This is a genomic window from Arthrobacter sp. TB 26 (assembly GCF_000427315.1).
GTDB lineage: Bacteria > Actinomycetota > Actinomycetes > Actinomycetales > Micrococcaceae > Arthrobacter.
This window is the reverse complement of sequence record NZ_AUPJ01000535.1, coordinates 1-673: the sequence shown is the minus strand read 5'-3', so window position 1 is coordinate 673 and position 673 is coordinate 1. Positions and strand designations below refer to the sequence as shown.

Here is a 673-nt window from a genome sequence, read left to right as displayed (position 1 = left end):
GGCTTTGCCCAGGCCGCCGGCCGCGCCGGTAACGACGGCTACTTTGCCGTCAAAACGCAGGTTGGTCATGACTGTTCTTCCTTTCTGCCGATGGTTGCTGCCAGTCCGGCCAGCGGGCCGGAGGTGACGGGGGTGAACCGCTCCAGGGTGGAGGGGTCGTGGCCTGTCACGAGATGGCTGGCGGTGGTGTCCATCAGCTGCCGGATCGTGTCGAACCCGGCATACATTTCCCGCACGTCGTTGACGAACATAAACGGCAGGTCCTGTTCGAATTCCTCGTAGTAGTGGATGGCGTCGGAGGCGAGCACCACCTGGCCCTCGCTGGTTTGCACGGTGACGATTGACTGGCCCGGCGTGTGGCCGCCGACCCGTGAGATGCGGATGCCGGGGGCTACGGTGTAATCGTCGTCGAAGGTCGTGATCCGTCCCTCGCCCGCCGCCCGCTTCAGGTAGTCCAGTTCCTCGGTTTCGATCGAGTGCTGGAACTGCTTGCGGGCGGCGAAGCTGCTGAGCCAGAAATCCAGTTCAGCGCGGGCCATGATGATGTCCGAGTCCGGGAACAGGTCCAGGTTCCCGATGTGGTCGTAGTGAGCGTGGGTGACCACCACCTGCGGCGCGTCCCCGGGATCCACGCCCAGGGCAGCGAACGCCGCGGCCGGCTCGATCAGGAAGG

The 673-nt window shown here is 64.9% G+C and carries 1 protein-coding gene; it reads right to left on the bottom strand.

All coding sequences use genetic code 11. The features are described 5' to 3' along the window. Window positions 1–65: 65 nt before the first annotated feature. Window positions 66–673 (bottom strand): N-acyl homoserine lactonase family protein (locus K789_RS0120950; protein ID WP_024368456.1); only part of this gene is annotated, 608 nt, incomplete at its 5' end.